The sequence below is a fragment of the Paraburkholderia sp. RL17-380-BIE-A genome (genome assembly GCF_046028085.1).
Lineage (GTDB): Bacteria > Pseudomonadota > Gammaproteobacteria > Burkholderiales > Burkholderiaceae > Paraburkholderia.
Genome location: NZ_JARESQ010000012.1, coordinates 1 through 25,187, shown reverse-complemented (window position 1 = coordinate 25,187; position 25,187 = coordinate 1). Strand labels below are relative to the sequence as shown.

The following is a 25,187-nucleotide window of genomic DNA, read 5'->3' as shown; positions in this document are numbered from 1 at the left end:
AATGGTTCGGCTAAGCTCACGAGTTGATATCCAGATGTTGTTCTATCAGCGATAGCAAGGCTTGCGACTCGTAGCCTGCTGCCAGACGGCGCACCAGCGCCGCAAAGGGTTCATAACGGCTGTCGAGGCTGACGAGACGATCCGCATGACGCACGATGTCGCGCATCGACCCCAGCAACGCAAAGCGATGCAGCACGGCCAGCTCATCGCGCGGCGGCGCGATCGGCGCTGCGTCCGCTCCGACGGGCGTTGGACGAATCGTACATTTCAAGCAGAGTAGCGCGGCGATCTCCTTCAACAGCCGGTCGAGATCGAGTGGCTTCTCGAGAAAGACGTCCGCGCCCGCACCGAGGTTCGCCTGCGCATTGCGTTGCGATGCGTCCGCGGACACGGCGATCACCGGCACATGACGCAACTCCTCCGAGGCGCGAATATGCCCGAGCATTTCGATGCCGCCCATCACCGGCATGATGGTGTCGAGCAGGATCAGGTCGGGCGGCGATGCCATTGCTTTGGCCAACGCATCGCGGCCATCGGCACTCTCCGAGACGCGAAAGCCGCAGCGTTGCAGCGCGTCGACGATCAGCGCGCGATTCGCGGCAACGTCGTCGATCACCAGCACATGGCGCTCATTGCCGTCACAGCCCAGGATCTCCAGCGCCGGAGCGCAATCCGAGGCCTGCGCATACGAAACCGGCGCATCGAGCTGGAACCAGAACATGCTGCCCTGACCGACGACGCTCACCACCTTGATTTCGCCGCCCATCATGCGCACCAACTGACGGCTGATCGCGAGCCCGAGACCCACGCCGCCGGTGCGCCGGGTGAAATCGCCGGCCTGCTCGAACGGCTGAAAGATCGTCTCGAGCCTGTCCGGACTCACGCCGACGCCGGTATCGCGCACCTCGAACCGCAGCCGTGCGTCGCTAATCACGCGTACGGCCAGCGTCACTTCACCGTGGTCCGTGAATTTGACCGCATTGGCAAGCAGATTCAACAACACCTGGCGAAGGCGCTTCTCGTCGACGCGAATCACCTTCGACAGATTTGGCGGCACCTCGTAGTTGAGGATGAGTTGCTTCTGGTCGGCGCGAACGCTCACTATCTCGGCGATTACGCGCAAGAACGGCCCGAGCGGCACGTCCGTCACATTCAGTTCGAGTTTGCCCGCCTCGATACGCGCGAAGTCGAGCAGGTCGTTGATGAGCATGAGCAGATGCTCGCCGCTCTGTTCGATGACACTCAGGCTCGCCAATTGCCGTTCGGTCATCGCCGCATCGCGCCGCAAGATCTGCGCGTAACCAAGAATGCCGTTCAACGGCGTGCGCAATTCGTGGCTGATGTTGGCAAGGAACTGATCTTTCGCGCGGTTCGCCGATTCCGCCGCGTCTTTCGCAACCCGCACGGTATCTTCGAGCGCCTTTCGCGCCGAGATATCCTGGAGAATCGCAATGGTGTGGATCGCCTGTCCGCTCGAATCACGCTGAAGCGCGACTGACACGCTCACCCAAACCCGCGAGCCGTCGCGCCTGAAAAGCGGCATTTCCTCCGAATAGTGCGAGAGCGCGCCTTGGCTCAACTGGCGCAATTTCTCCGCGCTCGCGGCAAGGAATTCCGGGGCGGCGATGTCCTGGAAGCGCCTTTCCAGCAAACTCTCGCGCTCATAACCGACGATATCGCACGAGCGCTGATTCACGCGCAGGAACCGCCCGTCGAGATCGCAGTGCACGATCCCGACCGCGGCATTTTCGAAGGTGCCGCGAAAGCGCGCCTCGCTCGAACGCAGTGCCTGTTCCGTGAATTTCAGCTGGGTAATATCTACCAGACTGCCGACGAAGCGAATCGGTTTGCCGTCGGCGTCCCACGTTGCCATGCCGCGCACGAGCACCCACCGCACGGTTCCGTCGCTATGGCACAGGCGGTTCTCCACCTCGAACACATCGACCTCTTTGCCCAGGTAGCGGAGCATCGCGGCTTCGGTGCCGGCGCGGTCCTCCGGAAGCAGGATGCTCATATACGCGTCGTAGTCCAGCAAGGTCTGCGGACGCGTATAGCCCAGCCACTCCCAGATGTTCGAGAAGCGCGCGAAGCCCCGGCGATGATCGCCCTCGGGCATGTCGATTTCCCACACGCCAACGTTGGACCCGTACATCGCCGATTCGAGGCGTGCATTGGTCTCGCGGAGTATTTCGGCCTCTTCGGCGCGACGCCGCTGCGTCACGTCGCGAAACACCAGCACTACGCCGAGGATGTCGCCGCGCTCGTCGACGATCGGCGAACCACTGTCGTCGATCGCGATCTCGCGGCCGTCGCGCGCCAGCAGGACCGTGTGATTCGCGAGCCCGACGATCGTCCCGGCCGCCAGCACGGCTGCCACCGGGTCTTCGGCCGGCGCGCGGGTGGTCTCGTTGATCACGCGGAATACTTCCGCGAGCGGCCGCCCCATTGCCGCCTCGCGCGGCCAGCCGGTCAGCGCTTCGGCGACCGGGTTGATGAAGTTGATGCGCGACTCGCGATCGGTCGCGATCACCGCGTCGCCGATACTGGAGAGCGTGACGGCATAGCGTTGTTCGCTTTCGCGCAGCCGCCGTTCCGCGCCGTGCTTGTAGAGCGCCATTTCGACGACAGTCTTCAGTTGCGTGTCGTCGAACGGCTTCAGAACGTAGCCGAACGGTTCGGTGACCGTGGCGCGCCGGACGGTGTCCTCGTCGGCATATGCGGTCAGGAAAACCACGGGCAGATTCATATTCTCGCGAAGCAGCCGCGCGGTGTCGATGCCGTCGAGCTTGCCTTCCAGCCGTACGTCCATCAGGATCAGATCAGGCTCGGTCTCGGCGGCAAGAGGCAATGCGTCTTCGCCACGCGCCGTGATGCCGACCACGGTGTGGCCCGCGCGGCTCATCTGCTGCGCAATGTCTCGGGCGACAACGCGATCGTCCTCGACTATAAGAATGCGGGCGGGCGCCATAGTGTGCTTATCCACGTCCGGTTGCGTTGAAAAGAATGCTGCAGGTCGTGCCGCCGCCGCGGCTCAGCTCCACGGTGCCGTGCAACTGGTGGGTCAGGTCGTGAACCAGTTGCAGGCCCAGCGAGTCCGCCTCTTCCAGTGAGAATTCCGGCGCGATGCCGACGCCGTCGTCCGCGACAGTCAACCTGCACCGCTCCTTGTCGAGCGCGCCGAGTTCGACGCGCACGCAACCGCCGCGCCCGTGCGGAAACGCGTGCTTCAAGGCGTTGGACACGAGCTCGTTGATAATCAGCCCGCACGATACGGCGCGGTTCATATCGAGCTGCACATCGTCGACCTCGACCGACAACTCCACTTCCATCTGGCGCATGTCGTAGGCGCGCGCCAGATGGCCGCACAAATTCTTCACATGGGTCGCCATCTCGATCCGCGCAAAATTGCCGGCGCGATACAGGTTCTCGTGCACCAGCGCCATCGAACGCACCCGGTTGCGGCTGTCGGCGAAGAGTTCAGCCACGGCCTTGTCGGTCACACGCGCCGCCTGCAAGTTGAGCAGGCTGCTGATCAGTTGCAGATTGTTTTTCACCCGGTGATGCACTTCGTGAAGCAAGGCTTCCTTCTCTTCGAGCAGCGCCTCTTTCTCTTCCAGCGAAGCGTTTTCCAGCGAAATGGCGGCCTGCGACGCGAGAAGCTCCAGCACTGCGAGGCGCGCCGGCGTGAACACGCCCGGCGCGAGATCGTTTTCCAGGTACAGCACGCCGATCAGTTTCGCCTGCTTCACGAGCGGCAAACAGAGCACCGCGCGAGCACGCGTCGTGCGGAAGTATTCGTCCGTCGAGAACGGATTGGGCAGCGACGCGTCGTCGAGCAGAACGCGCTCCTGCGTGCGAATGCTGGCATGCAGAATCGAGGCCGGCACATCGCGCGGCGTTACAACGGCGCTGTGAAGCTGGACCTCGATACCCTCGCGATTCGCGAGTGCCTGCGCCTCGACCCACAATTTCTCGTCACGCGGCAGAACGAGCAGCGCACGTCCGGCGCCGGCATGTTCGAGCACGATGGTCATCAACGTGCGGATCAGTTTGTCGAAGGCGATTTCGCCCGAAATGGCTTGCGATGCCTTGACGACCGTTTCGACATCGAGTTGCTCCGCCACGATGCTGCGCGTCGGCGCAATGGCGGCGGGTTCGTGGACCAGGTTCGGATAGCGCCGGTCGAGCGCCTCGACCTTTCCTAACGCGCCCCACCGGAGGTAAGCGAGCCGCGCGTTGCCCAGATAGACGAATGCGATGGTCGTGAAGCCACGCGCCAGATAGAACGTGCCGGCCACTTCATGCGCCAGCCCTTCGATCAACGGAAACTCGTGCTCGTGGGCGAGACGGATTGCATTTTCGTATTCGCGCATCGCCTCGAATTCGTTGCCGTTGATACGCGCGATCTCGCCGGCCACGAGCGCTGAACGGCAGGCGAAATTGCCCGGACAATGTTCGGCCCAGGTGACGAGTCTGGCTTGATGCTCGACCAGCGCCCGGTATTGCGCCTCATGCTGATAAGACGGCGCCTCGTCGTACTGGCGCGCGCATGCCAAGGCAGCGTAGAAATGATATTCGGCGATTTCGAAGTGACCGGACGAGGTCCACAAGAGCGGCGCCGCTTTCGCGGCGGCCGCCGTCGCCGCCGTTATATCTCCCGCGAAATAGCGCCCTTGCAGCTTGCGGATCCAGTACCAGCACGTCGCGATCGAGAGACAGGGATCGGCTTCGAGATGCGCCTCAAAGGCTGCTTCTTCGAATGCCTCATCGTTGAAGGAGCCGAATGAGGGTGTCAGTCCGCGCAGGGTTCGAATCAGTTGCAACTGCGACCCGATAATGTCGACGATCAGCCCGAATTTCGCGGCCTGCACCACGCCCAAACGCTGCTGCGCCACGCGTTCGACATCGGCGAGCGGATCGCCCGCAGCCAGCAGGCTCGTGACGAGGCAGCAACTGCTGAAGCCGGTGTACGTGAGGTCGCCGCTCTCGCTGGCGACGTCGAACGCGCGCCGCAACAGCGGCAAAGCGGTGCGAATGTGTTTCGTCCACGGCATCACGTGATACGCGAAGCACATGTAGACGCGCGGCCTGAAACGTTGCAGCCCGCGTTCGTCGACGAGCGCGAGGCCGAGCCGGCCGAACTGGAACGCCGCCTCGTAATCGCCGAACACCGGGCCGGCCACCATGCCGAGGTAGGCATATCCGATCGACGACGCGTCGCTATTGCCGTGTTCGAGGCTCAGGTTCGCCATGCGGCACAGTACGAGGCAGACGAGATTCTCGTCGCTGAAAAAGGCCGGCGGCAGCACCGCGGTCAGCACATCGAGCGTGGCACGCCGGTCGCGATGAGTGAGAAGCGGCAGATCGATCAACGACTCGATCGGAGAATCGCCGATCTGTGCGAGAAGCCGGTCGTATTCGCCGCGCGCCTCCTCGCGGCTGGGATGAGGCTGCCAGTCGATGCCGACCTCGCGCAGATAATCGAGGCAGATCTGCACCGCCAGATCGCTCTGATCGAGCGCGGTGAACAGCGTGACACGCAACCACGCCACCGTTGCCCGATCCGGCAGATCGACGGCTCGCCGCGCGAGGTCCGCGAGCCGCTCCTTGGCCAAGCCGGTGTCGCCGGTAAGGAACTCGCACTCCGCGAGGCCGCTCTCCAGCGCGAACTTGAGCGCGTAGCAGGTCTCCCATCCCGCGTCGCCGAGCATGGCGCTGCCGATCGACAGGTACGTCGCCGCCGACGCGTAGGCGGACGACGTCTTGGCGCGCCGCCCGGCAATCAGATTGAATTCCACCACCTGCAGGCGCTCGGCGGGGTCGTCGACAATTTCGATCGCGCGGTTGTACTGGTTGACGATCTCGAAGATGTTCTGCTCGATGTCCCCGGCGCTCGCGTTGGTCGCGAACATCCGGCCGATCCCCAGATGAGCGGCCGCGCGCTCGTTTTCGGGAATCAGCGCGTAGGCCGCTTCCTGGACCCGGTCGTGCAAAAACGCATAGCCCTGCTCGCGCCGGAACACGAGGCCCGCTTCCACCGCATCGGCCAGCGCACGGTGTACGCCCGCGTCCGAATTGCCACTGACTCGCGCGAGCATCGCGGTCGCCGCGCTGTTGCCGAAGCACGCAAACTGTTTGAGCGCGGCCTGCGCGGCATCCGCCACACGTTCGATCTTGCCGACCATCAGGTCGACGACGCTGTCGGAAAAGCGCGCCTCGCGCAGCGCCGCCATGTCCCATACCCACACGCGGCTCACCGGATCGAACGCGAGGTGCCGGTGCTCGGCGAGCATCTTGAGAAATTGCACCGTGAAGAAAGGGTTGCCGCCGGTTTTCTCGACAATGAATTGCGCGAGCGGCGCGACCTCGGCCGGCGCGGCATGCAGCGCTTCGCCGATCAGACGCGCCACGTCTTCGAGCTGCAGCGGCGCGAGCACGATATCGTGGACGGGCACACCCAACTCTCGGATCGCCACGAGCGCGCGCGCGAGCGGATGGGCGGGCCCCACCTCGTTGTCGCGATAGGCGCCGACGAGCAGCAGATTACGCAGGTTCGGTGCGGCAAGCAGGCTTTCGAGCAGACTGAGCGTGCCGGCGTCGAGCCATTGCAAATCGTCGAGAAAGAGCACGAGCGGATGTTCCGGGTCCGCAAATGCGCCGATGAAGCGCCCGAACACGCCTTGGAAGCGAACCTGCGCTTCCTGCGCCGAAAGCTCGGGCACCGGCGGCTGCGGGCCGAGAATCTGTTCGACTTCCGGAATCAGGTTGACGATCAGTTGACCGTTCGCACCGACTGCCTCGGCGAGCCGCCCGCGCCAACGCGCCAGGTGCTCCGCGTCCTGGGCGAGGACATGCTGCGTCAGGCTCTGAAACGCCTGCCCGAGCGTCGCATAAGGGATATCGCGCTTGTACTGTTCGAATTTGCCCGCGGCGAAGTGCCCGCCGGACGGTCCGAGGCTGGCCCGCAGTTCATGCACGAGCGACGATTTGCCGATCCCGGAATAGCCCGACACGAGCACGAGTTCCGTCGCCCCTTGCCGCACCACGCGATCGAACGCGGCGCTCAGTGCCTGCGTTTCCGTTTCGCGGCCATACAGGCGCTCGGCAATAACAAGGCGTTCGGGCAAGTCGTGAGCGCCGAGTGCGAACGGTTCGATGCGCCCGTTTTGTTCCCAGGCATTCAGGCAGCGGCGCAGATCGTCTTCAAGACCCTGCGCGGTCTGATAGCGATCCTCGGCGGTTTTCGCAAGCAGCCGCATGACGATCGCGGCGACCTGTTGCGGCACGTTGCCGGCCAGTTCGTTCAACGGAATGGGGGTTCTGGCGATATGGCAGTGGATCCACTCGATCGGCGAGTTCGCGCGATACGGCGACTCGCCGCTCAACATCTCATACAACGTGATGCCGAGCGAATAGAGGTCGGCGCGCGAGTCGATCGCGCGATTCATGCGGCCGGTCTGTTCCGGTGCGAGATAGGCGAGCGCGCTCGCCGTGAAGTCAGGCAGCGCGCCGGCCAGCGCCTCGCCGCTCGCGCGCGAGGCAATGCCGAAACCAGTCAACGCCGCGTCGCCCGTTTCCGGATTCACCAGAATATTGGCTGGCCGGATGTCCTTGTGGATCAGACCGCGCCCATGCAGCGCCCCGAGCGCTGCCGCGAGATTGGCGGCAACGAGCAGAAAGCGGCCAGGCGGCAAAGACTCTTTCGGCAGCGCGGCCAGCGACACACCGCCCGGGTCTTCGAGCACCAGCGCCGTACTGCCGCGGTGTTCGATCAGCGCGTGCGGCCGGGTGGCGAACCGGCCGTCGAGCAGGCCACGCAACTCATACGCATGCTCGAGACGTGCCTGACTCGTGGCGCTGGGTTGCTGCGCCGGCAAGGTGACGGTGAGCCACGTTGGCGTGCCGTCGCGCCGGTCGATACGGGACAGCAGGAACTCACCGTCATCACAGAGTGTTTCAAACCCGAAGCCTGCCAACTCGATCATGCTGCCCCCGCCTGCCCCTGTCGCGCTATTCGTTCGCCGTCAGCATGTAGCCGGCGCTGCGAACCGTCCTCAGCAAGGACCGCTCGAAGCCCGCGTCGATCTTGTGGCGTAATTTGCTTACGTGAACGTCGATGACGTTCGTTTGCGGATCGAAGTGATAATCCCAGATATTTTCGAGCAGCATGGTGCGCGTGACGACCTGGTCGGCGTGGCGCATCAGGTACTCCAGCAGCTTGAACTCGCGCGGCTTCAGCAAGATCGGCTTGCCGGCGCGCGCCACCTTGCGCGAGAGCAGATCGATCGAGAGATCGCCGACCTTCAGGGTCGTCTCCGCGTAGCTTTCATGCGCGCGACGGGTCAGCGCGTCGAGCCGCGCCAGCACTTCGCCGAATGCAAACGGCTTGACCACATAATCGTCACCGCCCGCCTTCAGGCCGCGAATCCTTTCGTCGACGTCGTCCAGCGCGCTCACGATCAGGATAGGCACCCGGTTGCCGCTCGCGCGCAAGGCCGTGATGATCCCCAGGCCGTCGATCCCGCCTGGCAACATGCGATCCATGATGATGGCGTCATAGGTTTCGCTGGCGGCGAGGAACATGCCGTCCCGGCCGTTGTCGGCCGAATCGATCACGTGGCCTTCCTCGACGAGGCCTTTTTTCAGAAATCCCGCAACCTGTTCGTTGTCTTCGACGAGCAAGATTTTCATTTAACGCTCGCGCCTTCCCATCGTCATTTGATGCACCGCCGGGGCAACAGCATGCCCTCGGGCGAATTACCCGCCAATCGGCCGATTATCCGCGAAAAGCGCGACATCCGATTTACGGATGCCATTAAATTTTTTTAATCTTTCCGCAAACTGGCGCCGGTAAAGTCACGGTTGGAAAAATCATCTGCGAATCACCTTCGAATCACCTGCGCATCACCCGCGTCTTGCGCGCCTTCAGGCTTTCCGAACTGCCGCGTTAACTATCGTTAATGATTTCCCCATCCTGAGGAGATCGCGCTGCTCATAAGATCGTCTCCATTGCCTGGATGTGCAATCACGAAACCCCAAGCGGAATGGTCATGATAAAGATCGGACGAGTCGACGTTTCGCCAGAGCTTCGGCAGCTTTATCTGGAAGGCCGGCCATTGCGCGTCGGCGCGCGCGCGTTCGATATTCTCGAAGTGCTGATCAACGCGAGCGGGCGGCTGGTCAGCAAAGAGGCGCTGTTCCAGCAGGTGTGGCCGGAAACGGTGGTGGAGGAAAGCAATCTGCAGGTGCATATTTCCGCGCTGCGGAAGTTGCTCGGCGAAGACAAGGACCTCATCAAGACCATACCGGGCCGCGGCTATCGCCTGATCCGTACACACGACGCAGGCACCTCGACGGACGAAGCGCCTGCCGACCCGCCGCGCCTCGACGAGCGCCCCGCCGCGAATAACGTGCCGCACTGCTGCACCCCGCTGATCGGGCGCGAGCAGGCACTCGCGGACGTGATCGCCGCGCTCGATTCCGCGCCGCTCGTGACGCTGGTCGGCACCGGCGGCATCGGTAAAACACAGTTGGGGCTGGAAGTGGCGCGCTGCCAGATAGCGTCGTTCGAGGCGGTCCGCTTCGTCAATCTTTCGGTCGTCGAACACCCGGAGGCGACCTTGAGCGCAATCGCCGAAGCACTGGGATTGCATGCCACACGGGCCGAGGTCACGCCTGAGCACCTGATTCAAGCCATCGGCGCACGCGAGCTGCTGCTCGTACTGGACAATTGCGAGCATGTGATTCAGGAGGCGGCGACCATCTGCGAGCAACTCATCGAGGTCAATCCCAATCTCAGGATCCTCGCAACGAGCCGCGAGCCCTTGCGAACCCGCATCGAACAGATTTACTGGGTGGCGCCGCTCGAGGTGCCCCGCGAAGACGTCGCGCCTGAAGACATTCTCAACTACAGCGCGGTCCACATGTTCATTGCGCGAACCCGCGCGCGTGATCCGCACTTTCGCCCCGACAGCGAAAGCCTCAACCTGATCGGCACGATCTGCCGGCGGCTGGACGGCGTGCCGCTCGCGCTGGAACTGGCCGCGGCCCGAGTCACCGCGCTGGGTATCGGCGAACTGGTCGCGCAACTCGACAATCGCTTTCGCGTGCTCACCGGCGGACTGCGCACCGCGCCGGCACGCCAGCAAACCTTGAAGGCGGCGCTCGACTGGAGCAGTCAGTTTCTGTGCAAGCGCGAGCGCACCGTGTTGCGCCGACTCGGCGTGTTTCGCGGCAGCTTCCATCTCGGTGAGGCGTGTGCGATTGCCGCATGCGAAGACCTCTCCGTCGACGACGTGACCGAAGCGATCGCCGGTCTCGTCTCGAAGTCGCTGCTCATGTTCGGGCCGCGCGGTTCGGCCATGAGCTATCACCTGCTCGAAACGACCCGGGCCTACGCGCTGCAGATGCTGGCCGAGGCCGGCGAGAGCGAAACCGTCGAGCGCTGGCACGAACACTATGCCCGCACGCGCGGCGCCGCGGGGGACGCGATGGATGCACCCGCCGCGCGCTACGGCTGATCGCGTCTCGCGATCCCGGACCGTTGAACGAACGCGATGCGCACGCTTGCGCTCAGGCCGCGCCGTTCCTGCGTCCAATGGCCAGCTCGATCGAATCGAGCAGCACTTCTTCCGCGAACGGTTTGCGCAGGAAGCTGATGGCGCCGTGCCGCAGCGCGCGCGCCACGGTCACGTCGTCGCCATGCGCGGACATGAATACCACCGGGATATTTCTGCCCTCCGCGTTCAGTTGGCGTTGCACTTCGAGGCCTGGCATGCCCTGCATCCTGACATCGAGCAGGACACACAGCGCATCGTCAACCTCCGGAGAAGCAAGGAATTCCTCTCCCGACGAAAACGTCACAGCCGTATAACCCACCGCTTTCAGCAGGTTTCCGACACCACTTCGTACCGATGCGTCATCGTCGACGATGCAAACAAAGCTCATAGCTGCCAATACTCCAATTGCGCCGACGTAATCACAGAAAAAAATATCCGGCGCGATATTCACTGCTTCAGGAGGCTCAGCGCGTGCGGCGTATCACTTCCCACATTCTGGCGAGTTCGATGAGCGTCTTTGCCTGCATCTTGCTCATCACTCGCCGTTTGTGCACTTTCACCGTCACTTCCTGCGTGCCGAGTTCATGTGCCATCTGCTTGATCATCCTGCCTTCCACCGCCAGTTCGAATACGTCCATTTCGCGCGGCGTCAACGCGGCGGCACGTTGCAGCACATCCGCATGGAACGCGCGCTCCGCGAGGTTGGCCTCGTCTTCCGCCAACGCTCGCCGCACTGCTTCGAGCAGTTCCTCGTCGTCGATCGGCTTGGTGAGGAATTCATGCGCACCCGCCTTGATCGCGCGCACCGACATTGGAATCGATCCGTAGCCGGTCAGGAAAATAACGGGCACCTGTACGCCCTGTTGCGCGAGTTGGCTTTGCACGTCGAAGCCATTCGTGCTTTTCAGGTTCATGTCCAGCAGAATGCACATCGGCACGTGCGGAAATGCTTGCGACAACACCTCGGCGGGCGACGCAAAACCTTGCGCATTGAAGCCTGCCGAACGCAACAGGCGCACTAGCGCGTCACGCACCGTTTCCTCATCGTCAATCACATACACCATCGGTTCGAGTTCCGAAGGAACAGGCATTGCAGAGTCCACAAAAAATTCGAGCGCCGTCATCGTACATGAGGCCCGACGCGACCAACGGCTCTGCGAAACGCGGTCAATACCGATCTCATCGCGAGGCAACGGCTTCCATCGCCAGCTTGCCGCCGAGCGCCGCCGCGCCGAACACGCGACCATATGGCTGCTCGTAAGCGGGCGCGAGGTAGGCCGCCCGTCTGCTTAACACTGCGTCTGTCTCGTCCGATTCATGCAGCTTGCGCAACGCATATTCACGGGTCGTCTCCAGCAGGAAATACTCTTTGGTCTTGCTGTCGAAAGTCGTCATGAGAAAGCACTTCGAAGCAAGGCCGACAATCGCCTCCGTCACTTCGTTGCACGGCAGTCGTGCGCAGGCGGCGACGGCACACGCGGCTTCGAGCGAAAAGCGGGCCGGGAACACGCCTAGCCGGTGCAGCACCAGGCGCTCCGTCGTGCTGAGCAGCTGATAGCTCCAGTCGAGCGCGGCCTCCAGCGTCTGCTGGCGCGGCGGCGCGGTTCGGCGGCCACCCGTGAGCGACTGGAAACGGTCGTCGAGTTCGGCAACCAGCTTGCGGATGCCGAACACCGCGGCGCGGGCCGCCGCCAGTTCGAGCGCGAGCGGCACACCGTCGAGCCGGCGGCAGATCGTCGCGACCATCTCGAGGCTGCTGCGGTCGCTATCGACCGCCGCGTTGAGCGCGTTCATCTGCGTGAGGAACATGCGCACCGACGCGCAGCAGAGAATCGCCTGGGAACTTGCGCCCGCTTCGGGCGTGTCGAGCGGCGCGACCCAGTAGAACTTCTCGTCGCGCGTGCGCAGCGGCTCACGGCTCGTGGCCAGAATGCGCAGATCCGCGCTGGCCTGCACCAGCAGTTCGCAAATGGTGGCCGCCGACTCGATCACATGTTCGCAGTTATCCAGCAGCACCAGCAGCTTGCGGCCGCGAATCGCGGCGACCAGCGACTGAAGCGGCAAGTCGGCGTCCGCGCGCACCACACCGAGCGCGTCGGCGACGGTGTTGATCGCGGCCTGGGCGTTCTGCACCGAGGCGAGCGTGATGAAACACACGTCCATGTCCGAGATATCCGCGATCGACTTCGCCACCGCAATGCCGAGCTGCGTTTTGCCGATGCCGCCCGAGCCGAGCAACGTGACGATCGGCGTTCCCTTCAGCGCGCGGGCGATGTCGACAATGGCCGCGTCACGGCCGATCAGGGGCGTGTGGCAGACCGGCAAGCTGCTCCAGCGCGCCGCTTCTGCCTGCCTCGCCGCAACGGCGCCGTGCAGGTCGGCCGGCCCGGACGGTTCGGCCGGAATGGTCAGGCGGTAGCCGCGGCCGGAGATCGTGCGAATCACCTGGCTATCGGCGCCGAAAATCTTCCTGAGCGACGACAACTGCACGTGGATATTGTTTTCCTCCACCACCGAGTCCGGCCAGACATGCCGAAGAATTTCGTCTTTCGTCACCGTTTTGCCTGCCGCGCGGATCAGCAATTCGAGAATATCGAATGCGCGCGAGCCGACCTGAAGCAATCGATTCTCCAGGTACACCTCACGCATTTCCAGCGACACTATGACTCGACCGATCTTGATCATGCTGCACTCACGCCTGGTTGATTAGCGGGACAGGCACGCTATGGCGATTTCGCCTGTTGCACCAACGCACTCAGTGCAAAGCTTGCGTCGTCGAACCCATACTAAATGGGAAAGTCATCTGAAACTATTATCCATAGGGATATGAGGCGGGCCGCCAGTGCCTGCCACCAGCGGGCCCAGTCCCGGCTGGTGGCGGTCTGCGGCGCAATTGCCGGGTCCGCGGAGCGCGTCCCGTATCACACCAACGTATGACTGCGTCATGCGCCGGGCCGGGCCGGCCTATCCGGCCGGCTTTGCCCGCCAGGCAAGGCATGACGCGCCTACGCCGCCTCCTGCGTGCGAATCGGCAAGCAACCGTGCTGCGGCGAAAGATCGAGGCCGCCCGGACCACGATACTGGGCCCCGTCAGTCTTCCCTCACCCGATTCAGTTGCGCAGCCCTTCGCGGCCGGCGCCCGGAGAACACGTCATGCGCACCGAGAAAGCCTTCCGGTTTCGCCCCGCTTACGGCTATGCAGCCGCCGTCGTGTGTGTCGCGCTCGCGGCCTGGGGCGCGGTGAATCCGCCGCCCACGCTCGGCATCGTGCAGACGCTCGACCAGACCGACCTCGACACCCAGTTGCCGCTCGAACGGTTTGCCGTCGCGGCGGGCAACGCGGCCGCCTCGTCATCGCGAGCGCTGCGGCAGACCGAGCAGTCGTTACCGCTTCCATTGCCGCGGCATGCCGAGCGGACCGTGCCGCAAGACCGACGCATCAGTGGCGATACGCGCGATGGGAAGGCTGAGGCCGGCAACGGCTTTGCGAGGCTGAGCACGCCACGCCGGAAGAGCAACGCGCACGATGACTACCGGACGATCGAAAACTGGAAGAACTGGACGTGACCGAAACGTTCCCGCTCGTCCGACCACTCGCCAATCATCGGAGGTACTCCATGATCAACCCATCGCAGCGACCCGCCGTGCCCTCCAGTGTCAAACCGGCGGCCACCATCGCGGACCCGAAAATCTGGCGCTGGTATGCGGATCTGATGGCCGATCGGCGCCTGGTGTGCGAGCACGACGGCGCACGGTGGGTCGTCGCGGTCGACGGAAGGCGCCTCGCCGACGAGCGCGCATTCGAAACCGCGGTGCACAGCGCCTATGCGATGACGCGCGCGCTCTCGGCATTGAATAGCGCGCGCGTGGCCTGAGCCGCCGCAACACGCGCTACGCGGGAAGCACGAAAAAAAACGAAAGAAAGAAGCGAAGGAAACGCAAGCAAGCGCCGCAAGCGGCGCCTGCCCGATCATTCCTCGTCGGGATACACCCCGGCCGACACGATGCATACAAAGGCGGTCGCTTTCAGCAGGCACTCCACCGAAGACAGCACGAATCCCAGCGGAAACACGCGATATTCGACCGGCAGCCCGAAGGCCACCGCCATCAGGCCGATCGTGCAAAGGAACGCGTAGACGATCCGCGCCATCCGGCTGCCGGACAGAACAAAGCCCACCAGCGCGACCCACAGCAATTTGGCGATGACGCACGCAGCCGCATCGCGCGTGGACAGGCTGACCCAGATCTCGAACGGTAATTCGAAAACCGACCAGACCGCGGTCGCGACAACGACCCGGCGCGTCCAGCGCCCGAGCGCGGCAGGTTCGACCGGCGCCAAAACCTGAGCGCGCCAGTCCATCGCGTCGGCGCGCTCGGCGGCCGGCACAAACATCAGATCGGTGCCGCTCGTGTCGCGGTGTGATTCGTCCAGATAGCGCATCTCGATGCTCCGGTGGTGCCCAGGTATCGGCGTGGAATGAGTCGCAGCGAATGAGTCGCAAGGAATGCGGCGCCGCTGCGCAGACTTCGCGTGGCCTCGCCGGGTGGAAACCATTATTCGCCGCGCCACTGCGCCGATCTTTTCAGAACGCCTGCGAGCTTTCGAAAATGCACGGCGCGTGCCGCCATGCCGCCCTGGCGCCGCCGGCCCACACCGTATCCGGCGTGCGAATCCGAAACAGACGGGCATTTAAACAAGATCCCAGTGCGGGCGCGGCCCATCCTTCCACTTCATGTCCCTCAACGAAACACCTGGAAACGGCCATGTCCAAACGAAAGACAATCCGCATCTACAGCGAGCCTGCGGGCGGCTGGGGTGCGCTGAAGGCAACCGGCGAAGCGCTCGCGCTGCAAGGCGTAGCGGTGTCCGGCGCGAAGACGCTGTTGCGGATGAACCAGCCGGAAGGCTTCGACTGCCCGGGCTGCGCGTGGCCGGATCCGAAGCACACTTCGTCGTTCGAGTTCTGCGAAAACGGCGCCAAGGCGGTGGCGTGGGAAGCCACCGCGAATCGCTGCACACCCGGCTTTTTTGCCGCGCACAGCGTCTCAGAGCTGGCCGCGTGGGACGACTACGACCTCGAAATGGCCGGCCGCCTGACCCACCCCATGGCCTACGACGCAGCCTCCGATCGTTATCTGCCGATCGAATGGGACGATGCCTTCGCTCTGATCGCGCGGCATCTGAACGGCCTCGATAGCCCCGATCAGGCCGACTTCTACACGTCGGGACGAGCGTCCAACGAAGCCGCGTTTCTGTACCAGATCTTCGTGCGCGAGTTCGGCACGAACAACTTCCCCGACTGCTCGAACATGTGCCACGAGGCGACCAGTGTCGGCCTTCCGGAATCGATCGGCGTCGGCAAGGGCACGGTGCTGCTCGAGGATTTCGAGGAAGCCGACGCGATTTTCATCTTCGGTCAGAATCCCGGCACCAACAGCCCGCGCATGATGAGCGATCTGCACAGCGCCTCGCGGCGCGGCGCGAAAATCGTCTCGTTCAATCCGTTCCGCGAGCGCGCGCTGGAACGCTTCGCGTCGCCGCAGAATCCGCTGGAAATGGCCACGCTGGGCTTCACGCAGATCAGCTCGTTTCTGTATCAGGTGCGCGTGGGCGGCGACGTCGCCGTGCTCAAAGGCATGATGAAAGCCGTGATCGAGGCGGACGACGCGGCGCTCGCCGCCGATGCGCCGCGCGTGCTCGATATCGAGTTCATCGAAGGACATACGCACGGTCTGGCGGACCTGGTCGCCGATCTGCGCGCCACCCGCTGGGAGGCGATCACGCAGCAAAGCGGGTTGTCTCGCGACGACATCCAGAACGCCGCCGACATTTACATGAAGGCCAAAAACGTGATCCTCGTGTACGGCATGGGGCTCACGCAGCATCACCGCGGCACCGAAAACGTCCAGCAGATCGCCAACCTGGCGCTGTTGCGCGGCAATGTCGGCCGGCCCGGCGCGGGCGTGTGCCCGGTGCGCGGACACTCGAACGTGCAGGGCAACCGCACCGTCGGCATCACGGAGAAGCCTTCGCCGGCATTGATCGACGGGATCGAACGGGCCTTCGGCTTCCGGCCGCCCGCGGCGCACGGCCATGACGTGATCGCCGCGATCGAGTCGATGATGCGCGGCGACGCCAAAGTGTTCATGGCGCTAGGCGGCAATTTCGCCGCCGCCGTGCCCGACTGGATCCGCGTGCAGGCGGCGATGCGCAAGCTGGACCTGACGGTGCACATCGCCACCAAACTCAATCGCAGCCACCTCGTGCACGGCAAGGACGCGTTGATTCTGCCGTGCCTCGGCCGCACCGAGATCGACATCCAGGCGGACGGTCCGCAGTCGATCACCGTCGAAGATTCGATGTCGATGGTGCATGCTTCCGGCGGCCGCAACGAGCCGGCCTCCCCGCATCTGAAGAGCGAACCGGCGATCGTCGCGGGCATTGCGCGTGCAACGCTAGGCGCACACTCCCACGTGGATTGGGAACACCTCGTGGCGAGCTACGACCGCATTCGCGACAAGATCGAAATCGTCTACCCGATCTTCCAGGCGTACAACGAACGGATTCGCGTGCCAGGTGGCTTCCATCTCGCTTCGAGCGCGCGCGAACGCGTCTGGGCCACGCCGACTGGCCGCGCGAATTTCCTCGTCTTCAAGGGACTCGACGAAAACCCGGTTCACAACGATCCCGACGCGCTGTGGCTCACCACCATGCGCAGCCACGACCAGTACAACACCACGCTCTACTCGCACTCGGACCGTTACCGCGGCGTGTTCGGCCAACGCGACGTGATCTTCATGAACACGCGTGAATTGCAGAAACGCAACCTGCATCCGGGCGACCGGGTGGATGTGTACGCGCTGTCCACCGATGGAATCGAGCGCGTGATCCGCAGCTTCAAGGTGATCGACTATTCGCTGCCCGACGGCTGCTGCGGCGCGTATTACCCGGAGGCCAATCCGCTCGTGCCGCTGTACGCGTTCGATCCGAAAAGCCGCACCCCGTCGTACAAATCCGTCCCGGTGAAGATCGCGCGCGCCGCGGCGGTCGGTCCCGACTCCACTCATCAGGCGGCGATTATCGGCGCTGCGGGAGCCCATCATGCATCTCAGTGACGTCCTCGATCTGTCTCGCGCCCAGTTCGCGATGACAGCCATTTTTCACATTCTGTGGCCGATTCTGACCATCAGTCTGTCGGCCTTCCTCGTTCTGATCGAAGTGCTGTGGCTGCGCACCGGCAACGTCGGCTATTACCGGCACGCGCGCTTCTGGAGCAAGCTGCTGGTGCTGAATTTCGCGGTGGGCGTGGTCAGCGGCATTCCGATGGAGTTTCAGTTCGGCACCAACTGGGCCGGCTTTTCGCGTTATAGCGGACAGTTCTTCGGCAATATTCTCGGCTTTGAAGGCGCGATGGCCTTCATGCTCGAAGCCGGTTTCATCGGCGTGATGCTGCTCGGCTGGGGCCGCGTGCCGCGCGCGGTGCATCTGTTCGCCACCTCGATGGTCGCGCTCGGCTCCAGCATTTCGGCCTTCTGGATCATGGTCGCCAATTCGTGGATGCAGACGCCGGCGGGCGTGACGGTAGAGAACGGCAAGATCATCGTCACCGACTATGCCGCGGCGATCTTCAATCCGGATATGGTGTGGGGCGTCACGCACATGTGGGTCGCGGCGATCGAAACGGGCATGTTCGTGATCGCCGGCATTTCCGCGTGGAACCTGTTCAAGCGCCGCAATCCGGAGTTCTTCGCGCGCTCGTTCAGGATCGCTTTGCTCGTGCTCGTCGTCGCCGCCCCGCTGCAGATCTGGCTCGGCGATTCGAGCGGCGGCAGCGTGTTCGAGACGCAACCGGCCAAAGGCGCCGCGATCGAAGGACACTGGACCACCAACCAGCCCGGCACCGCCGCCTCGTGGTCGTTGCTCGCCTGGCCGGACCAGAAAGCGCAACGCAATGACTGGTCGATCGAAGTGCCCGGCATGTTGAGCATTCTCGCCACCCATACGCTGCACGGCGAGGTCAAAGGCCTCAGCGACTTCGCGCCGGCCGACCAGCCGCCAATGCTGCCGCTGCTGTATTACGCGTTCCGCGTGATGGCGGGTATCGGTTTCGCTTTCATGGTGCTGGCCTTCTGGACCGCGTACGTGTTGCGCAAAACACGCGGCAATCTCGAACGGCTGCTCGAACAACGCAAGCTGCTGTTCGCCTGGGTGCTGTGCATTCCGCTGCCCTATGTCGCGGTCGAAGCCGGCTGGATCGTGCGCGAAGTGGGACGGCAGCCGTGGGTCGTGTACGGCTTGCTGCGCACGAAAGATGCCGTGTCGACCGTGGCGGCGTCGTCGGTGACGCTCAGCATGGTGATGTTTTTCTGCTTCTACGTCGTGTTGCTCGGCACCTTCTTCGTGCTCGCGCGCAACTGGCTGCGCGCCGGCCCCGACCTCACGCTGAACCCGCCCGCGGCCATCAAGGCCGAAGCGGCGGCGACCGTCACCGAGTACTAAACCATTCCCGTTGCAAGGACATCTCATGGACAGCTCCACTCACACGATGCTCGCCATCACCTGGTTCGGCCTGATCGGCCTGATGCTGGTGTTCTATGTCGTCACCGACGGCTTCGATCTCGGCGTGGGCATACTCAGCCTGCTGCGCAAGCGCCGCGAAGATCACGACGTGATGGTGCAGAGCATCGGCCACGTCTGGGACGCCAACGAAACATGGCTCGTCGTGCTCGGCGGCGCCCTGTTCGGCGCCTTCCCCGCCGCGTATGCGCTGCTTCTGCAGGACTTGTATTTACCGGTAATGCTGTTGATTGCCGGCTTGATCATGCGCGGCGCCGCGATCGAATTCCGTCACAGCGTGTCGCACGGTCCGGCCTGGGACAAGGTGTTCGGCATCGGCAGCCTGGTCGCCGCGATCGCCCAGGGCGTGATACTCGGCAAGGTGATCACCGGCCTGATTCCGGGTGACATGAGCGGCGTGTTCATCGCCGTGACCGCTATCGGCGTGGTGGCGGGTTACACGCTGCTCGGGTCCACCTACCTCGTGAAGAAGACCGTAGGTTCGATCGAGCAATGGTCGCGCCGCCTCGCCTTGCTGAGCGCGTTTGTCACGGTGGCCGCGGCCGTCGTGCTCACGGCGGCGACGTGGTTCATCAGCGAGGTCGGACAGGATCGGTGGACGCAGCACGGCGTGTTTCATCTGCTGGCTGCGCTGGGGCTCGCCTCGGCTCTTGCCTTCGCCTACATCATGGGGTCGCTCTATCTCGGCAGTGCGCGTGGGCCGTTTCGCGCCTCGGTTGCGTTGTTCGTGTTGTCGTTCGTCGGGCTGGCTGTCAGCCTGTTCCCGGACTTCGTTCCGGGCAAGCTGGGGATTGTCGAGGCTGCCTCCGATACCTCCACGCTGGTGTTCATGCTGATCGGCATCGGGCTGATCTTTCCGGTGATGATTGGCTACAACCTGTACCAGTACTACATCTTCCGCGGAAAGGTGATTGGCGAGGTACATTCCGGCGAATAATGGGCGGGCCTCCGCGAGGGCGGCGGAGGTTGTCGTAGCGGGTTGTTGTAGCGGGTTGTTGTAGCGGGTTGTTGTAAATCTCCCGGACACTCTCCTGCGCTGCTGAGCCAACAAAAAGGCGCGAATCCGATTCGCGCCTTTTTCTTTCCCTTCCTGCCGCATACATTCCCCGATCAATCCAGAACCGCCTCATTGACCACTCGCTCCAGAATCATCGCCCCGACATTGAGCGGTGCCGGCCTGCAAGGCCTGGGCTTATAGATCGCATCGCCCGGACGAATCGCCCGCCCGCTCACCGCACAAATGCCGGCCACCCGTGCACGGCTGGCGTGCCAGACCTGGTCGCCATACGAGCAATGCGTCGGGTCGCGCCACACCACCGTGGCGGTGGATTGCGACGGGCGGTCGATCACTTGCACCTGAACCTCGAAGCGCTCGCCCATCACCGGCAAATGCGCCTCTTTGCGCCCATCGTGAGCCGCCACCGTGGCTACGTCGACGGCCGCAGCGTCCGTATTGCCGGACAGGACAGACAACAACCCAATGGTCTGCAGCCACGGATCGGTGAAACTCGCTTTCATCAGCATGATTGCACTCCTGTTTCAGATAAACCCATTGATCATCGGGACGGTCCGGCCGGAATTGCCGGCGCTGTGGGCCGATCAACGCATCCGCATGCGCTCGGGCACCACCCGGTCGATATGCCGGCATGACGCCGCGGCCTCGACCACCATTTCCGCCATTACCCTTGTTGCCTGTTGCCCGTTTCCTGCTGAACGAGCAATGCGCCAACCCGCAACACGCTGTCGTCATGCGAGGCACGCGCGCCGCTCGGCGGCGACCCTGCGTCGCTCATCATCGCGACCGCGGGCTGCCGCAGGAATGTCTCGCTCACTTCCAGAAACGCGTGAATCTGTTTACCGATCGACATTCGCTTTCATCCTCCAGCAGTAAGGCGTTTCTCCAACAATGCGTTTGAACACGGTCGTGAAGTGAGCCTGCGAACGGAAGCCGCAACTCAATGCGACGTCGAGCACGTTGTATTTCGTCTCGCGCAAAAGCGTCTGTGCATGTTCGATCCGGCGACGCAACAGGTAGTCGTGCGGACGCATGCCGGTCGCGCGACGAAACTGCGAGGCGAAGTGCATCCGCGTGAGCCCCGTGCTGTTGGCGATATCGGCGAGACCGATCGGTTCGGCAAGATGCGCTTCGACGAATTCGATCGCGCGGCTAAGCCGCCATGCCGGCAAGGCGCTTGCCTCGCGCGTCTGCCGCCCGGTCACGGTGAAGTGCCGTGCGATCACGCGCGACACGATCGCGAGGCTCACGCTGTCGGTGAAGACCTTGCCGAGCGCGGCGTCTTCGGATTGCGAAACGGCGAGCGCCTGTCCAAGACGTTCGAGCGCGGGATCGCGCACGAGCCTGGGATCGTCGATACGGATGTCGCCCGCGTGCGGCCGGCCGAACGTGTCTTCGAAACATTCACCCAGCACCTGCTGCGACACGAACAGATGCAGCACATCGGCGGGCGACTCGAACACGGCGCGGCACGCCACCTGCGGTGCGGTGATCTGCACGGCGCCCGCGGTCACTCTGCCGCGCACGAGCGTACGCTCGGCATGGGAGAACGTCAGCGACGTGCATTTGAGATTCATCGCCACGCAATGGTGCGCGACGCTGCCAGGATTGACGACCGCGATCGGCTGCGTGTCGTGACGGGTCCAACGCGACACGAGGATGTTGCCGCGCTGACGCGCGCCGGTATCCTCGTCGGTGGGACAGCGCCATTGATGCTCCGTGCCGACCCGGCTCACCAGCGTCCTGCGCACGACATCCGTTGCGGTTTCGGGATACGACATCGACGAACTGATCATGATCGGGTCATCCGAGTAAGTGATGTGACAGTGCCCGGTGAGAGCGGCGCTGCATGGACTCCAAGGTATCGCACGGCGGTGGGCCCAACCAGCCCTACATACGGTTGCCTGAAATGACCAATGGTTGGGTCGTTTCATATTCAGGTTTAGTCGCGCTGCGAACCGCGCAGGCAGCGCTACACCGCGCCTCGCGGGCGCAAGCGCCGGGCGCGTGTGAGAATGGGTTGGAACGGCCGTGCTTCCCTGAACAGAAGCGGTGAACTACCTATACCTGCGTATGAGTCCGCTAGCCCGAGGGTCGCGGACTCTACGCACAAACTGCGCCGTCGCGCACGGCGGCGCTCAACTGCGCGAACTGCGCGCCGGCGTGGCCATGCCTTGCGGCGGCTTGATGCCGAGCGCCTCCGCCTTCAGCACGAAATCGGCGAGCGAGCGCGCGCCCATCTTGCGCATGGCCTGACCGCGATGAATCTTGACGGTGATCTCGCTCAGATTCAGCTCGCCCGCAATCTGCTTGTTCATCAGACCGGCGGCGACGAATGCCATGACTTCGCGTTCGCGCGACGTCAACGATTCGTAGCAGCGGCGCAGGTCCGCCACGGAGCGCCTCGCCGCGCGGCGTTCCTCGTCGCTCGCCAATGCATGCGCGACGGCGTCCAGCATGTCCTGATCGCGAAACGGTTTGGCCAGAAAATCCTTGGCGCCGGCCTTCATCGCCTTGACCGTCATGGCAATGTCGCCGTGCGCGGTCATGAAGACGATCGGCAGACCCAACTCGCTCGCCGCGATCTGCTCCTGCACCGCGAGCCCGCTTTGTCCTTTCAGACGCACGTCGAGGATCAGGCAGCTCGGCACGTCCGGCATGTCGAAAGCGAGAAACTCCTGCGCGGAGCCAAAGGTTTCGACACTCAGCCCGACCGAGCGCAACAGATTCCTGACGGCGTCGCGCATCGACTCGTCATCGTCGACCACGTACACCATCGAGCTGATTGCGTGAGTGCCGCTATCGGCGCTCACATCGCTGTGCGGATCACTGCTCATGACTTCTCCCTTCATCGACGGGCAGAACGAACTTCAGCACCGCGCCGCCCGCTTGCGGCGATTCGGCCCAGATGAGGCCGCCGTGCGCCTCGACGATCGAACGGCAGATCGACAGTCCCATACCCATGCCATCGTCCTTGGTCGTAAAGAACGTATTGAACAAACGCCCGGCGTTTTCTTCGCTGATGCCCGTGCCCGAGTCCTGCACCATCACCTCGGCCCGCTCGTCGTCGAAGCGGCGCGTGGCGATCAGCAGCTTGCGCGGCCCGGCCACCTCCGCCATGGCCTGTACGGCGTTCATGATGAGATTGATGAGGATCTGCTGCAGTTGCACGCGATCGCAGTAGGCGGTCAGCGGCGGCACCGCGAGGTCGACGTGCAACTCGATGCGATGACGATCGAGTTCGCGCCGCACCAGTTCGATCGACTCGCCGACGATCCCGTCCAGATCCACCGTCGCCGGCAGACGGTCGCGCTTTCTCGCCATCGCGCGGATGCGCTGGATCACCTCGTCCGCGCGTTTCGCGTCGCGGATCATCTGCGCGATGGACTGCGCCGTTTCGTTGATTTCCGGCGCCGGACGGTTCAGCCAGCGCAGCGCCGCGCCGCCGGATGTCATGATCGCCGCGATGGGCTGAGTGACCTCATGCGCGATGGAAGCGGCCAGCTCGCCGAGCATGGTGATCCGCGTCGCGTGAGCGAGTTCGTCGTTGGAACGTGCGAGCGCTTCCTGGGCGCGCCGGGCCCCGGTGATATCCATCAGCGCGCCGACATACTCGCTGTAGCCCGGCTGCCGGGTCGCGAGACGAGCAACGTAGTGGACATGCTTGACGCTGCCGTCCGGCATGACCAGCCGGTGCTCGATATCGACCCGCGTTTCGCCGCCAGCGGCCTGTTCGAATCCGCCACGCACCAGCGCGAGATCGTCGGGATGCGTGCGCGCGAGCATCGCGTCGATCGACGGCACGGTATCGCGCGGGTAGTCGAAGATGCGGTAGGCCTCGTCGGACCACCAGGTCTCGCCGTCCGGAAAGCGCACGGCGATGCTGCCGGTGTTGCTCAGCCGTTGCGCGTCGCGCAAAAAGGCCTCGCTGCGCTCGAGCGCCTGCTCCGCCCGCTTGCGCCCGGTAATATCGTTGTTGGTCGCCAGCACCGCGCGCGGGTTGCCCTTCTCGTCGCGCCACAGCGCGGCGCGGCTCGAAATCACGACGACACTGCCGTCGTGCCGCACGCGCGTGAGTTCGCCCACCCAGCGGTTCGAGCGCAGCAACTCGGCGCGAATCTCGTCATAGGGGACGGGAAAGACCGTCTGCGTCATTTCCTGCAGCGATTGCCCGATCGCCTGCTGCGCGGTCCAGCCGTACAGCGCCTGGGCGCCGTGATTCCAGAAGGTGATGCGGTCGTTCATGTCGTGCACGACGATCGCGTCGTGCGCGAGGTTGAGCAGTTCCACCTGCTCCCGCAACGTGGTGGTCGCGGCCTGGTTCCTCAACGCCAGCATCGACGTGGTGGCGATCGCCAGCAGGCTTACCGCGCAGCGCGCGACCGCGCCGCTCGAGTAGGCCTCGTCGTGCGACATGACGAAGCCCAGCAGCGTCAGCACGACGCAACCCCAGGCGGTCGTGACCGTGAACGAGCGGTTGCCGGTCGAAGCGATCAGCAGTACGACCACGACGTACAAGACGGCGATTGCGATATCGAGCGGCGTCAGCGCGTCGATCACGAACACGGCGAGCGCGATGGCGGCGGCCAGCATCGTCGCGACATGGGCGTCGAGCGGCACCGTGGGGAGAGCGCGGCGGCAAGCCTTCATGACGGCCGGGTCAGCGGGCCGCCGCACGGCAACGGCGCGCAACAGAAGAGGTAGGCGTGTACATGGTGTTCGAAACGGGCATGCGTGGACGAATACCGGCAGCCTGCCCGTCAGTTTGACAGCCAGCTGGGCTGTCAACGCACATGACTGTCAGACCTACCGGCGAGCGGTAGCTTTCTATCTGAAATAGATCATGCGCGAGCCCGCGTCAATGGCGGTACTTATTTTTCCTTAAACCTTCCAAAAACGTGGTCGTGACAGATCCGTGCGTTCGGGCTGAAAGCCCCGTCGCACGGGTGTTGAGGCGGGGGGGGGGGGGGGGGGGGGGGGGGCGCGGCGGGGGGGCGCGGGGGGGGGGGGGGGGGGGGGGGCCGGGGGGGGGGGG

Annotated in this window: 18 protein-coding genes; 6 read left to right on the top strand and 12 right to left on the bottom strand. The window is 63.9% G+C overall.

Going from position 1 to position 25,187, the window contains the following annotated elements; all coding sequences use genetic code 11:
* Positions 1 to 16: 16 nt before the first annotated feature.
* Genes P0D68_RS20710 through P0D68_RS20700 form a run of 3 tightly spaced genes read right to left on the bottom strand, consistent with a single transcriptional unit; the run spans position 17 to position 8,691 of the window.
* A complete protein-coding gene (locus tag P0D68_RS20710) occupies positions 17 to 2,983 on the bottom strand; it encodes a PAS domain S-box protein (protein ID WP_408299391.1) in 2,967 nt (988 codons plus the stop codon).
* Positions 2,976 to 7,985, bottom strand: coding sequence for an AAA family ATPase (locus P0D68_RS20705; RefSeq protein ID WP_408299389.1), 5,010 nt, complete (start codon positions 7,983 to 7,985; stop codon positions 2,976 to 2,978). The genes P0D68_RS20710 and P0D68_RS20705 overlap by 8 nt, the downstream gene beginning before the upstream one ends.
* Before the next feature lie 25 nt (positions 7,986 to 8,010).
* Positions 8,011 to 8,691 carry a winged helix-turn-helix domain-containing protein gene (locus P0D68_RS20700; protein WP_408299387.1) on the bottom strand — a complete coding sequence of 227 codons (681 nt, stop codon included), beginning with the start codon at positions 8,689 to 8,691 and terminating at the stop codon, positions 8,011 to 8,013.
* Between the two features lie 359 nt (positions 8,692 to 9,050).
* Between P0D68_RS20700 and P0D68_RS20695 the strand changes: the two genes are divergently transcribed.
* Positions 9,051 to 10,520, top strand: a complete 1,470-nt coding sequence (locus P0D68_RS20695; protein ID WP_408299385.1) for an ATP-binding protein — start codon at positions 9,051 to 9,053, stop codon at positions 10,518 to 10,520.
* A gap of 52 nt (positions 10,521 to 10,572) precedes the next feature.
* Here the strand turns inward: P0D68_RS20695 and P0D68_RS20690 are convergent, their stop codons facing one another.
* The 3 genes from P0D68_RS20690 to P0D68_RS20680 form a co-directional block, all read right to left on the bottom strand.
* The gene (locus P0D68_RS20690) at positions 10,573 to 11,010 is read right to left on the bottom strand and encodes a response regulator transcription factor (RefSeq protein ID WP_286162100.1); all 438 of its coding nucleotides are present in this window, start codon (positions 11,008 to 11,010) and stop codon (positions 10,573 to 10,575) included.
* A 13-nt stretch (positions 11,011 to 11,023) separates the two neighbouring features.
* Positions 11,024 to 11,650 (bottom strand): response regulator transcription factor, encoded by a 627-nt coding sequence (locus P0D68_RS20685; RefSeq protein ID WP_408184863.1) that lies wholly within the window; start codon positions 11,648 to 11,650, stop codon positions 11,024 to 11,026.
* Between the two features lie 88 nt (positions 11,651 to 11,738).
* The gene (locus P0D68_RS20680) at positions 11,739 to 13,244 is read right to left on the bottom strand and encodes an ATP-binding protein (protein WP_408299382.1); all 1,506 of its coding nucleotides are present in this window, start codon (positions 13,242 to 13,244) and stop codon (positions 11,739 to 11,741) included.
* A 468-nt stretch (positions 13,245 to 13,712) separates the two neighbouring features.
* Between P0D68_RS20680 and P0D68_RS20675 the strand changes: the two genes are divergently transcribed.
* Together P0D68_RS20675 and P0D68_RS20670 are read left to right on the top strand one after the other, a co-directional pair.
* A complete protein-coding gene (locus tag P0D68_RS20675; protein ID WP_408299380.1) occupies positions 13,713 to 14,126 on the top strand; it encodes a hypothetical protein in 414 nt (137 codons plus the stop codon).
* A gap of 50 nt (positions 14,127 to 14,176) precedes the next feature.
* Complete coding sequence (locus P0D68_RS20670; RefSeq protein WP_408184866.1) at positions 14,177 to 14,434, top strand: hypothetical protein; 258 nt, start codon at positions 14,177 to 14,179, stop codon at positions 14,432 to 14,434.
* Between the two features lie 95 nt (positions 14,435 to 14,529).
* On the opposite strand, the gene P0D68_RS20665 is transcribed toward P0D68_RS20670, so the two are convergent.
* The gene (locus P0D68_RS20665; protein WP_408299378.1) at positions 14,530 to 15,000 is read right to left on the bottom strand and encodes a hypothetical protein; all 471 of its coding nucleotides are present in this window, start codon (positions 14,998 to 15,000) and stop codon (positions 14,530 to 14,532) included.
* Positions 15,001 to 15,323: 323 nt separating this feature from the next.
* On the opposite strand from P0D68_RS20665, the gene P0D68_RS20660 reads away from it, so the two are divergent.
* The 3 genes from P0D68_RS20660 to P0D68_RS20650 are packed head-to-tail and all read left to right on the top strand — an operon-like array spanning position 15,324 to position 20,074.
* Positions 15,324 to 17,675 carry an FdhF/YdeP family oxidoreductase gene (locus tag P0D68_RS20660; RefSeq protein WP_408299376.1) on the top strand — a complete coding sequence of 784 codons (2,352 nt, stop codon included), beginning with the start codon at positions 15,324 to 15,326 and terminating at the stop codon, positions 17,673 to 17,675.
* Complete coding sequence (locus tag P0D68_RS20655) at positions 17,662 to 19,059, top strand: cytochrome ubiquinol oxidase subunit I (protein ID WP_091803327.1); 1,398 nt, start codon at positions 17,662 to 17,664, stop codon at positions 19,057 to 19,059. The genes P0D68_RS20660 and P0D68_RS20655 overlap by 14 nt, the downstream gene beginning before the upstream one ends.
* 25 nt (positions 19,060 to 19,084) lie before the next feature.
* Positions 19,085 to 20,074 carry a cytochrome d ubiquinol oxidase subunit II gene (locus P0D68_RS20650; protein WP_408299374.1) on the top strand — a complete coding sequence of 330 codons (990 nt, stop codon included), beginning with the start codon at positions 19,085 to 19,087 and terminating at the stop codon, positions 20,072 to 20,074.
* A gap of 173 nt (positions 20,075 to 20,247) precedes the next feature.
* On the opposite strand, the gene P0D68_RS20645 is transcribed toward P0D68_RS20650, so the two are convergent.
* The 5 genes from P0D68_RS20645 to P0D68_RS20625 form a co-directional block, all read right to left on the bottom strand.
* A complete protein-coding gene (locus tag P0D68_RS20645; protein ID WP_408299372.1) occupies positions 20,248 to 20,661 on the bottom strand; it encodes a DUF3331 domain-containing protein in 414 nt (137 codons plus the stop codon).
* A gap of 155 nt (positions 20,662 to 20,816) precedes the next feature.
* Complete coding sequence (locus tag P0D68_RS20640) at positions 20,817 to 21,005, bottom strand: hypothetical protein (protein ID WP_408184870.1); 189 nt, start codon at positions 21,003 to 21,005, stop codon at positions 20,817 to 20,819.
* Positions 20,992 to 21,948, bottom strand: coding sequence for a helix-turn-helix domain-containing protein (locus P0D68_RS20635; RefSeq protein ID WP_091803336.1), 957 nt, complete (start codon positions 21,946 to 21,948; stop codon positions 20,992 to 20,994). Before P0D68_RS20635 ends, P0D68_RS20640 begins: the two co-directional genes overlap by 14 nt.
* Positions 21,949 to 22,290: 342 nt before the next feature.
* Positions 22,291 to 22,989 carry a response regulator transcription factor gene (locus P0D68_RS20630; RefSeq protein WP_408184872.1) on the bottom strand — a complete coding sequence of 233 codons (699 nt, stop codon included), beginning with the start codon at positions 22,987 to 22,989 and terminating at the stop codon, positions 22,291 to 22,293.
* The gene (locus P0D68_RS20625; RefSeq protein WP_408299369.1) at positions 22,979 to 24,802 is read right to left on the bottom strand and encodes a PAS domain-containing sensor histidine kinase; all 1,824 of its coding nucleotides are present in this window, start codon (positions 24,800 to 24,802) and stop codon (positions 22,979 to 22,981) included. Before P0D68_RS20625 ends, P0D68_RS20630 begins: the two co-directional genes overlap by 11 nt.
* Positions 24,803 to 25,187 lie beyond the last annotated feature (385 nt).